The organism is Ekhidna sp. (assembly GCF_965247405.1).
Lineage (GTDB): Bacteria > Bacteroidota > Bacteroidia > Cytophagales > Cyclobacteriaceae > Ekhidna.
The window spans coordinates 1,248,689-1,263,481 of record NZ_OZ252014.1 but is presented as its reverse complement, the minus strand read 5'-3'; the positions used below and the strand labels follow the sequence as shown (position 1 = coordinate 1,263,481).

General features: G+C 39.7%; 11 protein-coding genes. 8 read left to right on the top strand and 3 right to left on the bottom strand.

Features of this window, described 5'->3' with window-relative positions:
• Nucleotides 1-71 precede the first annotated feature (71 nt).
• The 3 genes from ACP14Y_RS05620 (at nucleotide 72) to ACP14Y_RS05610 (ending at nucleotide 2,113) form a co-directional block, all read left to right on the top strand.
• Complete coding sequence (locus ACP14Y_RS05620) at nucleotides 72-533, top strand: helix-turn-helix domain-containing protein (protein WP_424961980.1); 462 nt, start codon at nucleotides 72-74, stop codon at nucleotides 531-533.
• 145 nt (nucleotides 534-678) lie between these two features.
• Nucleotides 679-1,446, top strand: coding sequence for a helix-turn-helix domain-containing protein (locus ACP14Y_RS05615; RefSeq protein WP_424961979.1), 768 nt, complete (start codon nucleotides 679-681; stop codon nucleotides 1,444-1,446).
• Nucleotides 1,447-1,465: 19 nt separating this feature from the next.
• Nucleotides 1,466-2,113: a hypothetical protein gene (locus tag ACP14Y_RS05610; RefSeq protein WP_424961978.1), complete on the top strand. Its 648-nt coding sequence runs from the start codon at nucleotides 1,466-1,468 to the stop codon at nucleotides 2,111-2,113.
• A 213-nt stretch (nucleotides 2,114-2,326) separates the two neighbouring features.
• Here ACP14Y_RS05610 and ACP14Y_RS05605 read toward each other — a convergent pair whose 3' ends face one another.
• The 3 genes from ACP14Y_RS05605 to ACP14Y_RS05595 form a co-directional block, all read right to left on the bottom strand.
• Complete coding sequence (locus ACP14Y_RS05605; RefSeq protein ID WP_424961977.1) at nucleotides 2,327-3,763, bottom strand: RagB/SusD family nutrient uptake outer membrane protein; 1,437 nt, start codon at nucleotides 3,761-3,763, stop codon at nucleotides 2,327-2,329.
• A 16-nt stretch (nucleotides 3,764-3,779) separates the two neighbouring features.
• On the bottom strand, nucleotides 3,780-6,773 hold the full coding sequence (locus ACP14Y_RS05600; RefSeq protein WP_424961976.1) for a SusC/RagA family TonB-linked outer membrane protein: 2,994 nt from the start codon (nucleotides 6,771-6,773) through the stop codon (nucleotides 3,780-3,782).
• Nucleotides 6,774-6,924: 151 nt separating this feature from the next.
• The gene (locus tag ACP14Y_RS05595) at nucleotides 6,925-9,588 is read right to left on the bottom strand and encodes a putative LPS assembly protein LptD (RefSeq protein WP_424961975.1); all 2,664 of its coding nucleotides are present in this window, start codon (nucleotides 9,586-9,588) and stop codon (nucleotides 6,925-6,927) included.
• A gap of 244 nt (nucleotides 9,589-9,832) precedes the next feature.
• Between ACP14Y_RS05595 and ACP14Y_RS05590 the strand changes: the two genes are divergently transcribed.
• Genes ACP14Y_RS05590 through ACP14Y_RS05570 form a run of 5 tightly spaced genes read left to right on the top strand, consistent with a single transcriptional unit; the run spans nucleotide 9,833 to nucleotide 14,784 of the window.
• Nucleotides 9,833-10,633 carry an N-acetylmuramoyl-L-alanine amidase family protein gene (locus tag ACP14Y_RS05590; RefSeq protein WP_424961974.1) on the top strand — a complete coding sequence of 267 codons (801 nt, stop codon included), beginning with the start codon at nucleotides 9,833-9,835 and terminating at the stop codon, nucleotides 10,631-10,633.
• Nucleotides 10,634-10,645: 12 nt separating this feature from the next.
• Nucleotides 10,646-11,563 (top strand): MlaD family protein, encoded by a 918-nt coding sequence (locus tag ACP14Y_RS05585; protein ID WP_424961973.1) that lies wholly within the window; start codon nucleotides 10,646-10,648, stop codon nucleotides 11,561-11,563.
• 9 nt (nucleotides 11,564-11,572) lie between these two features.
• Nucleotides 11,573-13,201, top strand: a complete 1,629-nt coding sequence (locus ACP14Y_RS05580; protein WP_424961972.1) for an acyl-CoA carboxylase subunit beta — start codon at nucleotides 11,573-11,575, stop codon at nucleotides 13,199-13,201.
• 12 nt (nucleotides 13,202-13,213) lie between these two features.
• Nucleotides 13,214-14,065, top strand: coding sequence for a transglutaminase-like domain-containing protein (locus tag ACP14Y_RS05575; RefSeq protein WP_424961971.1), 852 nt, complete (start codon nucleotides 13,214-13,216; stop codon nucleotides 14,063-14,065).
• Between the two features lie 26 nt (nucleotides 14,066-14,091).
• Nucleotides 14,092-14,784, top strand: coding sequence for a DNA alkylation repair protein (locus ACP14Y_RS05570; RefSeq protein WP_424961970.1), 693 nt, complete (start codon nucleotides 14,092-14,094; stop codon nucleotides 14,782-14,784).
• Nucleotides 14,785-14,793: the final 9 nt, after the last annotated feature.

Here is a 14,793-nt window from a genome sequence, read left to right as displayed (position 1 = left end):
TAAAAAAGAAGATTTTTCACGCCAATCAGGGTTGTTAGCTTTATCACTTGTTATAAACTCAACAACTCAAAGTGGATTGGATAATGATTGCAATAGGTCTTACCCTGTTAGGGATAGCATTGATCTGGTATACAAAATACCGTGCAGGGTCAGGGGGTGAGGCTAAAACAAAGGAAGATGAGGAGGAGTTGCAATTAATTTATAATAAGACAATAGCTCTTATATCCAATGAAAAGTACTATTTAAATAAGAATGTGAAACTCTCTGATCTGGCCTCAGAACTGTCTTACAATGAGCGTCAGGTTTCTAGGGCTATAAATCGATTCAGCAATGGTAATTTCAATAAATTCATAAACTCCTTTCGCATCGAGTATTCAAAAGAGCTTCTTATTGGAGGTCAATTCGATCACTATACAATTGAAGCGATTGCCGATGAATGCGGTTTTTCTAATAAAGTTTCCTTCTACAATGCCTTTAAAAGTGATACAGGCATGTCACCAACTCAATTTCGAGCAGAAAAACAATCAAGCTAGGTTTTCCCCTACGTTAATTTTTCGGATAAGTAAAAAAGCGTGATCCTTTATATAAAGAATCGCGATTATTAACATATGTGCCTGAAAATCAATAGGTAGTAGGGTGATTAAATACGTTTTGGATGAAACTCTAAATATCACCAAAATGTACACTCAAGAAATAGGACTAACTGAAAAGCTGGCTATTGTGGAAGATTTTTTCCAGATATCCACGCAAACGCTGGATGAGCATTATACGCTTATTCCTGACAACAACGCAGAAATAATTATTCCAATTAAAGAAAATCTCACGTTTAAATGCATAGGGAGTGTGAGACCCCTCACGTTACTGGCCGGTAAAAGTTATTTCCTGATGCCACGACGTAGGGGTGCCATTATTCCACTCTCGTTTAGATCAAACTGCCTGATCATAAAGGTAAATCCAATTTATGCCAAAAAGTTATCAGATCAGCTAAATGAAATCTCATACGGTGTATTTGATCTTGGTATGGGAAATGATAGCCTGGAGAAGCTCTGTAAGGGGTTTGACCTAATGGATAAGTATGAACTAAGCGATCGGCTTGAAGATCTCTTAGATGGCAGCCCTGGCTTTTTTGAGTACAATATGACCATAGTAGATGCTATAGAACAAATCCGAGAAAGTAACGGCACAGTGTCAGTTAAGGAGATTTACACAAAGCTAAGGGTGAGCAAGTCAAAACTTGAACAGCATTTTAATAGGGAAATCGGATTGACTCCTAAGGAGTTTTGTAAGATTCAAAAAATCAATTATTTCATCAATTCCTACAGGGAAAATGATGGTATTAGTCTTACTGAGCTTACTTACCATTGTGGATATTATGATCAATCTCATTTGATAAAGGATTTTAGATACTTTCTGGATAGAAGTCCTAAAGAGTTTTTTAGTAGTTGATAGCTTGAGAATGTTTGACATGATGACTTTCACCTTATCGATTCTTCTTTTTTTGTTTCTTTCATTTTGTAAAGCTCAAAATATCACTTCTTATCAGGGGGAGCAAACCGTGCAAGATATTAGGGGAAGTGAGATTGTAGTAAGATCATTTGATACGCGTTATGAAGGAATAAAGGGATCTCCTTTCCTATTCAGTGAATGGGCTGTTTTCAAGATCGTAGATGGTGGCAATGAATATGATATTGAAGCAAAGCTAGAGGCCAATGAGTCGAAAATAATATATAAGATAAACAATCAGCTTTTTGAGAAAAGCTTAAATCAGTTGGACAACTTGTATCTGATTTTAGGAAAAAAGACGATTCCTATCGTATATCTGAACAAATACAAAACAGGGTTGATTATTGAAAACGATAAGCAAGAATACCAGATTGTAGTTGTAAAGCAATTAAGGAAAGCCAATTATAAAGGAGCTTACAGTCAAGATCGCCCATTTGATGAGTATGTTACTGAAGTGCAGCTTATGGAGTGCCAAGGGGATCAATGTAAGAAACTAAGAGGTAAAGATTATTCTATGCTAGGAATATCAAAAAAGGAAATTAGAAATATATTAGGTAATGGAGATATTGAAGAATTTGAAATATTAATTCGAGAATTAATTACGCCTTAGAGTCGTATTCTATCTTATATTTCTCAATTCACAAACTAGGCAGATTCACACTGCTTTTCTCGTAACAACTCTGAAGGATATTTTATTTACTCTTTTATTCTCCATCTCTGTAGAGTTGGAAAAATTAATTCACTTGTTAAAGAGCATCATGAATACATAAAAAAATCCTGCAAGAATTCTACTTGCAGGATTTTAAAGAAGTTTCTTGATTGATTAAAAACCAGGATTTTGAAGAAGTTCCGGATTTTGATCAATCTCATTTTGAGGGATTGGGTAAATAGCAAGATCATCACCAGCGGTTACACCAACGCCCGAACCGGGGGCGGCATTAGCCGGAGTAAATGTTCTTAAGGGTAACCCCCATCTTAACAAGTCTTCGCGTCTCTGTCCTTCAAAGCAAAGCTCTTTTCTTCTCTCAAGACGTACCTCATCAAGCAATTCGGCGGCAGTAGCAAAATCACCAACAGTATGTCCTGCACCACCGGCGCGAGTACTGACATCATTGATTAATGAAACAGCTGTTGCATCCACTGTACCATTGAGTTCCACTAGAGCCTCAGCTTTATTGAGCATTACTTCTGCAACTCTTAGCATATGGAAATCACTGGAGTTATTTGCTCCGTCATCATATTTAAGAGTATACTCAGCAGGAACTCCCCCGAAATTCAAACCAGCAACCTTAAAAGTCCCTCTGGTATCACCTGGGTCAGAGGCAAATACTGCTGCAAGATCTGCAGAGAATTCACCATCACCTCTTCCACCATCAGTACTTCCGGTATAATAGCCGTCCCAGGATCCTGATCCTAACTCAGCATCTCCGTCACTTCCTGCGTCAACAGCCGTATTTTCAATTGAGAAAATGATTTCAGAACTAACAGTGCTGTAAAATGTAATATCAGGAGCTAATGTGAAATTGCCTGAGTTTAGTACTCTATCTGCAGCATCGATTGCATCAGACCATCTTTCCTGATATAAAAACACTCTAGAAAGTAAGGCCGCAGCAGATCCGGCAGAAGCTCTACCTTGCGCTACAGTAGCAGGCAAAAGACTTTCCGCTGTTTCTAAATCTGTTTCGATTTGAGTATAAACCTCTGCTAACGTATTTCTTGGTAGCAGAACTATTTCACCAGTAAATGGCTCCAGGTATAATGGAACTGATAAGTTAGATCCGTTAGATACCTGCCAAGGTTGTGAATATAGATTAGCTAGCATATAATATACTGCTGCTCTTACAAACCTTGCTTCTCCTTCTAAAACGGCTTTTTGCTCATCCGTTCCATCTTCCAGATTAGGGATAGCTGCAATAACAGCATTACATCCTAATATGGCCTGATATGAATCTCTCCATTGTTCAGCTAATGATGTATTGAAATCCGTAACTTGGAAGTTGTTAAACTCTTGAAGAGTTGTAAACGAACCTGAAAAAGTTACGTTATCAGTCACATAATCAGAGATGAACTGAGGCTGTGATCCAAAAACATGCAAATCTTGAAGAAGATCGTAATTACCAGTCATTACGCCACTTGCATTATTGTAGTTTGAAAGGGCTACTTGATCTGATAAACTCTGCTCTGGTGTAATTTCCAATCTGTCTGTACATGCGACTGATAGTAATATCACACCCAAAATTTTAATATATATACTTTTCATAATTATATCGTATTAATTAAAGTCCAATTGATACTCCCACTGTGATAGTTCTTGGTTGTGGTGAAGCATAGAAGCTTTCACCTTGTGCAGTGCCTGGGTCGCGTCCGTTAGAGTTCACTTCAGGATCTGAACCATTGTCGAAGACATCACTAGCAAAAGTTGCCAGGTTTTGACCCATTACATAAACTCTTGCAGATTTAACTACACCTGTCGGAGCAAGTAGGCTTTGAGGTAGATTATAAGCTAGTGTAACATTCTTCAACCGAATGTAGCTTGCGTCGAAAAGGTGTCTAGTAGATTCATTGTCCCAAGTACCTAGAGTGGAGCTTGTTAATGCAGGAGCAACAGCATCTGTATTATCTGGAGTCCACATATCTAGTGATCTGGTTGTATTGTTAAACACTCCACTACCAAGGATATTTTCACTGAATTCATTTTCAGCTAGATAAACCTGTCCTCCGCTCACAAAATTAAAGAACACTCTAAGTGATATTCCTTTGTAAGAAAAGTTATTGGACCATCCTCCAGTAAAATCTGGTAGTGCTGACCCATTATATCTTCTTACAGCATCTGTATACACCGTGGTTGGGTTTCCGTCTGCATCAACCCACTCGGCATCTCCAGTTTCGGAATTAATGCCTAGGTATTCTATCAAGTAATATTCCTGAGCAGATCTTCCAAGAATAGCTCTAACATCTGAGAATCCAGCCTGGCCGACATATGGTACACCTTGCTCATCAACAGGAACTGATTCTGGAAGGCTAGTCACCTCATTTTTCAAAAAACCAACGTTTAATGAAGAATTCCATCTGAATCCATTAGGCATGTCTAGAATATCCCCATTTAAGGTCAAATCAATCCCTTTATTTTGCATTTCTCCAATGTTCTCGATTCGACTTGGTCCTGGTACCCCGGTAGATGATGGGATAGGGACATCCAGAAGAATTCCTTCAGTGTCCTTGATCCAGTAGCTAACATCCAAGCTCATTCTGCTCCTAAAGAACTGAGCGTTTATTCCTACATCAAACTGCTTGGTTGTTTCCCATGTCAATTCTGGGTTTGCTGGTTGTACTAAATAAAGACCACTCTGACCGTTATAGTTAGCAGCACCATACAAGCCCTGAGCAGCAAAGTTTAAAATTCGATCATTTCCGCTTGAACCATAACTTGTTGTTAATTTCAAGAAGTTCACGATATCGTTTTGCGGGAAAAATGACTCTTGACTAATCAACCAGGTTGCTGAAACTGCTCCAAAATTTCCGTATCTTTTGTCTGCACCAAAGCGAGAAGAGCCATCTCTTCTGTATGAACCTTCTATAATATATCGTTCTGCGAAATTATAGTTAATACGTCCGATATATGATAGTAAAGCCCATTCAGATCCAGTATTGAAAGCATCTGTTTTTTGCGCACCAGAGGCCGTATTAGGCAACTCATCAGAAATGTAAGTTGTGGATTCAGCGTAAGTGTCTTTTCTATAGGAAGTCTCAAAACTTTGAGCGGCAAATACTGTTATTGTGTGATCACTAAAAGACTTAGTATAAGATAAGGAATTGGTTGTTAGCCATTTGTTGTCTTTTCTAATGTCTTTCGAACCAAAACCTCCAGGAGTCAGAATTTCATTATCTCGAAATTCTTGATCTGTTTCTAGCCAGTCAAGACCCCAATCGGTCCTTGCCGTAAATCCTTCAAATAGTTCTGCTTCCGCAAACACATTTCCAGTGATTCTTCTGGATGTCAACTCAAATCTTCGCTCTTGATCTAGTAGGATCGGATTGTTAAATCCAGCAGGGATTGGATTGCCATCAGCATCAAAAGCAGGCTGGTTAGGAGTATTAAGATACTGCACAGTCCAGGGCGAACCAGTTGAATTTTCAGCGCTGATTCGATCATTAACCAAATGTGATACAGCGATATTTGTTCCAATTTTCAGAAAATCAGTTGCTTCATGTTCTAGATTAATTCGCCCGTTGAATTTTTCTATCTCGTTTCCGATAACATATGAACTACTATTGAAATAGGTACCACCTATATAGTAAGTACTTCTTTCATTTCCTCCTGATGAACTTATGGAGTAAGAGTTGGTCCTACCAGTCTGTCTTACCAGGTCTGACCAGTCAGTACCTTCTTCCGGGAAAGTAGATGGATCAGTACCCAGTCTGGTTCTTAATTCTTTCCACTGTTCGAAATTCAACACGTCCTTTTCTACAGTGGGCTCCATCCATCCTGTAAACCAATCAAAATTGAGGTTACTTGTTCCATTTTTTCCTTTCTTAGTAGTTATTAGAATAACTCCATTTGCACCTCTGGATCCATAAAGAGCAGTTGCTGCTGCGTCCTTAAGTACCGTCATCGATTCGATCTCGTTGGGATTAAGGTTCATCAATGGGTCTAGTGAAGTAGCTCCAGAAGAAGTAGACATTTGATTGGCTGAATTTTGGCCTGAGCCATCATTCAATGGAACTCCATCAATCACATAAAGAGGAGATGAGCCAGTATTCGCTCCAAAAGTCGTTACACCCCGGATTCTAGCTACTTGAGATGAACCGATCAAACCTGAAGTTGAATTGATTTGAACTCCAGCAGCTTGTCCTTGCAACATGTTCTGAGGAGAGACCACTGGGAAATTTTCGAAATCCTCCTTCCCAACGACTTCAATCTGTTGAGTATTCAATCTTTCAGTGGATGAACCGTAGGCCTGTACAATCACTTCTTGTAACTCTGTAACTCCACCCATTGTCACATCGATGACTGATCGTGTTCCTGAGTTGATCTCTTGAGATTCAAAACCCACAAAAGAAAAGACCAAAACATCTCCATCATTAACCTGAAGGTTATAATTTCCGTCTATATCAGTGGTTGTTCCTGTAGTGGTGCCTTTTATCACCACATTCACTCCGGGTAAACCCTCACCAACATCGTCGGTGACTCTACCGGATACCGACCTCTGAGCATGGAGAGATCCCATGACTAAGAGGCACGCAATCATTGAAAAGTAAAACTTTTTCATAAGCATGATTTATTTGTTAAAAAATGATTTAAACCTGTAAGGGTAGCTCTGAAAAAGTCTTTTTAATTGTAAAAAAAAAGCCCATAAACCGTAAGGGATTTGGGCTTTCTGTAGGTTATTAAGGCTATTTTACAATTTTTGGATTGCTTCTTTAGTTAAAGAAGTCGAAGAAGCTTCTTCGTTTTTCAAGTTTCAAATCCTGTAGTACCTGGGACTTTACACGAATGGATAAAAAGTATGATTGGTACCTGCCAAAGGGAACCCAGTCAAAATTCATTGTCCAACAATGAAGGTCTCGTGAGATCCCTACTCGGGTGGTTGTGAAATCTTTCGCTTCAAAGTCATAGCCGGAATTGAAAGTGATCTGTGTTTTGTCAGTGAGTCCAAGCGTTCCGCTGAAAGAGAGACTTTGCCTTATTGTAGGATCCTCAAAACCGCGTTTATTTCTACTAATTGAGTATTGAACTCTTAGGCTCCACGGAACAGCAAAATCCACGTATTGTTCGGGGTTGTTCTGAATGTGTTCTACTTGCTGACGTTCAAGGTCAGTCATGCCATCAAATCCTACTTGCTCATCTGGCGGGGCTATGCCTTGATCTCCTGGAAGAGCCCCTTGGTTATTTTGATTAGAGTTATTCCGTCCAGAAGACCCTTTTGGAGATAAATTTAAACTAATGGCTGTGGTCATATTAGAAAGTCGACCTATTCCATTTCCATTATTCCAGGTGTATCTATCCAGCCTCCTTTGGCTGACAGTTCTTTCCCCACTGCTATTCACACTTTCTGAAATTAAGAGATATTCATAGGGATCTAAAGTTCCGGTGAAGTTAAGTGAGACTTTGCCATCAAAGAAACTGGTGCGGGCATTAACATTAATGTTGCTAAGCTTAAATGAGTCAGCTGCGAGATTATACCCTGTACTAAAGCCCAGATTGTCAAAAAGCTTTATTTTTTTGAAACCATTCACTGTATCCTTTTTGCTGGCAACTTTCATCTCAATGTTATTCGAGAGAGAGAACCCCAGAGTTTTACTTTCACCACCAGGTGGCGAGCCATAAGCAAATCCTTCATATCTGCTTACGCGCTCAGTATTTCCAAGTGAATCGACCTGAATGTCACTATAAACACCATATTTAGTGTCTGAGAAGTCCGGGCTGTAGCTGAAAGAAACACTTGGAGTCATTACATGACGGATGGCTTGGATTTTACCGTTTTTGAAGAAAGCCGTACCATACACACGTGTATTCAAGGATGCTCCTGTGGACCAACTGCCGGCTCTGCTGAAGCCGTCTACCGTATCAATTCGAACGCCATTTTCTTCTTCAACATATTCATATTGCAGCTCTTTATTGTACCAAAGTTCCTGATAATTGAATGTGGGGTTTAAAGTAAAGAATTTCAAAAGGCTTAATGAGGTCGAGATAGGAATAGTATGTTTTCCACCCAGTTTAGATCGATCCATTATTTCTCCCAGGTTACCCTGATTGAAGTCGATTACTTCATCGGAACGCTCACTACGATTTATTACATTGAAACCGACATTTCGAACAGCGGCATTCGATAATTCATTCTTTGCGACAAAGTTGTGGCTGAAGTTGAGCTTTGCTAATGGGGATTTACTTGAATTAACTACATTTTTCAGCGGATAAATCCGCTGCATATTTACTGTAAGGTCAGGTAGTGTAAGGTTTACAATCCCGGTGCTTAGGTTTTGGCTGTGTCTCAGGTTGGTTGACATCTGGAAAGGAGTACCAGCGAACGTTTTTCGATAACTGATATTTGATGCTAGCTGAGAGTTTATACTCCTGTCGAAATCCTGGACAACAAGGTTGTTGTTTGTATTATAACTTGTAGATGCCGCATTTACTGAGGCAGAGAATGATGAATTCCCGCGAGATTCAGGGCTATGATTCCATCGAATACTGTAATCATTCGTTTCCAGTGGATTTTCAAGGTCATCTGAGATGGATTTCACATATGAAAAATTGAAGGTACCCCTAAAAGAATATCGCTTGTAATAATTGGAAACAGCCTGAACTCCATGCCCTCCTTTGGAATATATATCTCCTGTAAGTCTTAAATCAATATAATCGCTGATTGCAAAATAGTATCCACCATTTCTAAGAAAAAAACCTCTTCTTCGTTCTTCACCGTAAGATGGAACGACAATTCCTGATGATTTTTCTTTTGGTTGAGGAAACATTCCAAATGGGAAAAACAATGGAGTGGGTAAATCCCTGAAACGCATATTGAAAGGCCCGGAAACAACCTTATTGTTTGGGATTACCTTAATCTTGGTAGACTTGATAGAAAAGTGAGGATCCTCCAGATTGCATGTGGTGTATTCAGCTCCGCGAATGAATAACTCATCTTCTGAGTTTTTCTTCACATCCTCCCCATGCATGAATCCACCATCCTGTTCGGTGATTACTCCTTTAATTAATGCTCTTTCAGATTTGAAGTTATAAACAATGTCGTCTGTTACGTATGTGTCTGGACCGTCAGTAAAAACCGGTTTGCCAATTTTTTTTCCGGTTGAGTCGGTTACATACTTTGCCTTAAGAGTCCGTTTATTCCAATCCACATCAGTGCGCTCAGCATCAAGAGCGACGCTCCCATAGTCAATGTGTGTATCTCCATACATCGACAGCTCCCTGCTTTTCACATTAAAAAAAATGGAATCGTTTGCATTGTAATTAATTGTGGTTTCAATATCGCTGCGCTTGTTCGCTGGAGTTGACTGAGCCAAAGAGTCTGCTTTGGTGCTATCTGAATTAATGAGTGTATCAACTTCCAATGAGGGTTGAGTGCCCACGGCTGATGTTGAGTCTATTTCCTGTGAAAGCCCATAGAAATAGATTGTTAAACAGAAAAGTAAAATGAGACACCTCAATCCAACGCGCTTTTTTGAAAATGAATGATGACCAAACTATCTTTGAGATGTTTAATTCTTGTTGCAATTGGCAGATTTTTTGCAAATGAGAACATTTGAAAACTGCTATTATTACCTGTTTTTTTAACTTTTGCGTAAAAGTATTTCATTTTAGACAATATAGGGAGTGAGAAATCTAGTAGTACCCATCGGATTGACCTTATTTTTAGTTTTAGCATCTTTTCAGCCGGTAGGGAAGAAAAATTTTTCTGTTACTAAGATTGTAATTGATCCAGGGCACGGTGGAAAAGATCCAGGAACGGTTGGATCCTACACCAAAGAAAAAGATGTAGCTCTTCAGGTAGCCATACAAGTGGGCGAATATGTTGAAAAATACGTTCCCGGAGTGGAAGTTATTTTCACCCGTAAAGACGATACGTTTATTGATCTGAAAAAGCGATCTGAGATTGCAAATAATCATGATGCCGACTTGTTTGTTTCGATCCATGCAAACTCCTTACCAAAAACAACTCCGTACACCAGAAAACAGGCCATCAGGGGATCTGAGGTATACGTAATGGGAGCGCAGAATACCGATCGTGCATTGGAAGTAGCAAAGCGAGAAAACTCAGTAATTCTATTGGAGGAGGATTATGAAAAGAATTACGATTTTGATCCACAGTCAGAGGAATCTTATATCCTTTTTAACCTTACTCAATCGGCCTATCAGGATAATAGTCTTTTATTGGCGGGTTTGATTGATGATCAGCTAAGAAACCGTGCCGGAAGAAAAAGCTATGGCGTAAAGCAATCAAGTTTATATGTCATGTGGAGTACTGCTATGCCCAGTGTGTTGGTGGAAATTGGCTACCTTTCCAACCCGGTGGAAGAAAAGGAATTAAATAATCCGGAAGTGCAGTCATATATCGCTTCTGGTATTTATCGTGCCATCAAAGAATATAAAGAAGCATTTGATGCTCAGAACTAAAAATTAAGAACTGTGTCAAAAGAATTCAAGATTGGTTTAATTACCATTATTGCCGGAGCTCTTCTGTATTATGGCTTCAATTTTTTAAGAGGGTCTGATCTATTTTCTCCCTCAAACAGATACTATGCTGCATATACAAATGTCTCTGGACTTAATGTATCTAACCCTGTTTACTTCAATGGTTTACCCGTAGGTAGAGTGAGCGGGTTTGACTTGGTGCAAAATAAGGGATACATCGTGGTGTCTATAGATATTGATGAAAATCTGGTGATTGGGAAAGATGCTTCTGCCACACTTGCAAATGACGGGCTCTTTGGTGGCAAAGCGATTGTATTGAACGTTGGAGAATCTGCCGAAAGAGCTCAACCTGGAGATACGCTGGGATCTGAAATGGATGGAGGGATGCTGTCTCAGTTTGAGCCGGTAGCGGATAACCTGAATACTACGCTTGCAAAACTCAATGATGTATTGGATGAATTAAGAGCTACAGATATCTCAGGAACTGTTGATACACTGAAATATGCCATCGGTTCAATCACGTATAAGGTAAATAAACTGGAAGTCGAGAAAGTTTTAAATACGACAGATTCATTAATGATCAGCATCAGAGACAGAAGCGAGCAGCTAAAAGGATTGATTTCAAGTTCTAAAATGCTCATGGACTCATTGAATGAAGTGCCAGTGGCAGCCACGCTTGAGAAGGTAAACGAATCCTTGGATCATGTCAATCAACTTCTGCTTGCTGTTCAATCGGACGAAGGGACAATGGGTAAGCTTTTAAATAATGACTCAGTCTATAACAATCTGAATAAGCTCTTAGTAGATATGGATGAGTTAATCATCCATTTTAATAATTATCCAAAAGACTTTTTAGGTCCACTCGGAAGGAAGAATAAAAAACTAAAAGGGATTCCACAGGAAGGAAAGTAGCGAATATTCATGGACATTCAATTCAATAAAAATGAAGATGCCAACAAGCAGTTGGTGTACAAACTAAACGAGCGTCTAAAAAAAGTGAAACTTGGTGGGGGTGAAAAAAAGATCGCTTCACACCATAAAAAAGGAAAGCTTACTGCTCGGGAACGAATCGATTATTTGCTTGAAGACCCCAATGATTTCCTTGAAGTGGGCGCATTTGCTGCAGATGGAATGTATAAAGAAGTAGGAGGGTGTCCCTCTGCTGGTGTTGTCACAGGAATAGGGAGGGTTTCGGGCAGGCAGTGTATGATTGTTGCCAACGATGCTACTGTAAAGGCTGGGGCCTGGTTTCCGATGACGGCAAAAAAAAATCTAAGAGCCCAGGAAATCTCAATTGAAAATAATCTGCCAATTATCTACCTCGTTGATAGTGCTGGAGTCTTCCTTCCAATGCAGGATGAAATTTTTCCAGACAAAGAGCATTTCGGGAGACAGTTTAGAAACAATGCCGTCATGTCTTCTAAAGGAATTATTCAAATTGCAGCAATCATGGGGAGTTGTGTAGCTGGTGGAGCTTACCTTCCTATTATGGCTGATGAAGCACTGATTGTTGATGGTACAGGCTCTGTTTTCTTGGCAGGAAGTTACTTAGTAAAATCTGCAATAGGTGAGGATATCGATAATGAAACCCTGGGAGGTGCAACCACGCATTGTGAAATTTCTGGCGTAACCGACAATAAATTCCCGGATGACAAGGCAGCTCTGGACGCGATAAAAAAGATTTTTGATAAAACGGGTGAGCCTGAAACTGCTGGATTTAACAGAGCGGAGAGCAAACTTCCTAAGAAAAAGCTCGAAGACATTTATGGTGAATTTCCGGCGAATCGGGGTATTCAATATGATGCAGTTGACGTGATTAAATGCCTGGTGGATGATTCTGAATTTGACCAGTACAAAGAGCTTTACGGAAAGTCAATAGTATGTGGGTATGGACGAATCGATGGATGGAGTGTGGGTATTGTAGCAAACCAGCGAAAAGTGGTGAAGACCAAGAAGGGTGAAATGCAGATGGGGGGAGTGATCTATTCCGACTCTGCCGATAAGGCTGCTCGCTTTATCATGAACTGCAATCAACGTAAAATCCCTTTAGTATTCCTTCACGATGTGAATGGATTCATGGTAGGATCCCGTTCAGAGCATGGCGGCATAATTAAAGACGGAGCAAAGATGGTGAATGCAGTATCTAACTCTGTTGTGCCAAAGTTCAGCATTGTGATGGGAAGCTCATATGGAGCAGGAAACTACGCAATGTGTGGCAAAGCGTATGATCCACGATTGATCTATGCATGGCCAACTGCCGAAATAGCGGTAATGAGTGGAGGCTCAGCCGCAAAAACCTTATTACAGATCGAGATTGCATCAGCAAAAGCTAAAGGCAAGGAACTAACCGAGGAGGAAAAAGAGGAGCAGCTGAAAAAAATCGAGGATTCATACAAGGAAAAATTAAGCCCCTACTATGCGGCATCCAGGTTGTGGGTGGATGGGATCATTGACCCGAAAGACACTAGAGAAGTCATCTCCAGAGGTATAGAAATGGCCAATCATGCGCCGATTGAAGAGCGTATGAATGTAGGTGTCATCCAAACTTAATAACTTTATTAAGTGCTGAAAGATTCTGAAATAAAGGCGTTAGTAGTCCTGCTGGATGACGAAGATCATGAGGTGGTTTCTCATGTAGAAGAAAAGATCATGTCTATCGGGACCAGGGTGATCCCAATGCTAGAGCAGGAATGGGAAAGTACATTCAATCCGATTATTCAAAGCAAAATTGAAGACTTGATTCATGAGCTTCAGTTTGAACTTTTAAAAGAACGATTTGTCGATTGGAAAGAAAATGAATCCGATGACTTACTAAAGGGTCTCTGGATAGTAGCCACTTATCAATATCCTGATTTGGAACTGGATGATCTAAGCAAAGACCTGGATCAGCTGTATTATGAATTGTGGAGGCATATGAGTGAGGAGATGGCGCCATACGATCGAATCAAGGTCTTTAATGAGGTTTTCTTCAATAAGTTCAAGTTCAGGGCAAACACAAAAAATTTCCATTCACCTGCCAACTCGATGCTCAATACGGTTCTGGAAACCAAAAAAGGAAACCCTATTTCTTTATGTGCGGTTTATTTGCTGCTGGCACAAAAAATGGATTTACCGATTTATGGTGTGAACCTTCCGAATCTGTTTATCCTGACCTACAAAATAGGAGAGGAGTCCTTTTACATCAATGTGTTCAATCGGGGATTGGTTTTCACCAGAGATGATATAGATAATTACCTGGAAAGTCTACAACTTGATAAAAAAAACATCTTTTATGAGCCATGCTCCAATCTGGATATCATCTTGCGTGCTCTTCGTAACTTGATTGTATCCTTCGAAAAACTGGGTGACTATCATAAGGCAGATGAGATTAAGCTCATTCTTCAGAAGCTTGATGATCAATATTTCAGTCTTTGATCATTGGAAATGGTTAATTTGATAAGGTGAAAACCATTAAGGAAATTCTGGACGATCTTTATGAATTAGCAGATCCAAAGTACATCTCTCAGATGGAATACTTTGGCATTAGAGGAGCAAAGGCCTTAGGTATTAAAAATGCCGTCTTAAAGCCATATGCTAAGCAATTAGGTAAGAATCATGAGCTGGCCATTGAGCTTTGGAATCAACCATTACATGAATGTAAACATTTGGCAATCCTTATTGCTGAACATAAGAAATTTTCCGAATCGAATGCAGAAAAATGGACATCTGAATGCTATTCCTGGGATCTTGTCGATGGGATAGGTATGAAAATCATTCCAAAGACGTCTTACGCTTATACTAAGATTTATGAATGGAGCAAGCGAGAGCCCGAGTTCGAGAAGCGAATGGCTTTTGCGACGATGGTGGGCCTTACATTAAAAGGGAGCAAACAACCCTACGAGAAAATAGTCGAGTTTTTTCCAATTATAGAACGAGAGTCATGGGATGAAAGGAACTACGTGAAGAAGGCGGTGAATTGGGCTTTGAGGCAAATAGGCAAAAGAAGCTTGAATTTAAATACCCAGGCTATTGAAGTTGCTGAACGAATCAAAAAGCAAGGTTCAAAACCTGCTCGGTGGATAGCCTCAGATGCACTTAGAGAGTTAAAAAGCGACAAAATCCAGGATCGCTTAAGTTCCGAATTTTCTGGCTAAATCATTCCA

Excerpts from the sequence above, each read along its gene's own strand:
- ACP14Y_RS05615 (WP_424961979.1), top strand. The coding sequence starts at position 679 with ATGTACACTCAAGAAATAGGACTAACTGAAAAGCTGGCTATTGTGGAA.
- ACP14Y_RS05605 (WP_424961977.1), bottom strand. The coding sequence starts at position 3,763 with ATGAAAAGTATATATATTAAAATTTTGGGTGTGATATTACTATCAGTC.
- ACP14Y_RS05610 (WP_424961978.1), top strand. The coding sequence starts at position 1,466 with ATGATGACTTTCACCTTATCGATTCTTCTTTTTTTGTTTCTTTCATTT.
- ACP14Y_RS05580 (WP_424961972.1), top strand. The coding sequence starts at position 11,573 with ATGGACATTCAATTCAATAAAAATGAAGATGCCAACAAGCAGTTGGTG.
- ACP14Y_RS05600 (WP_424961976.1), bottom strand. The coding sequence starts at position 6,773 with ATGAAAAAGTTTTACTTTTCAATGATTGCGTGCCTCTTAGTCATGGGA.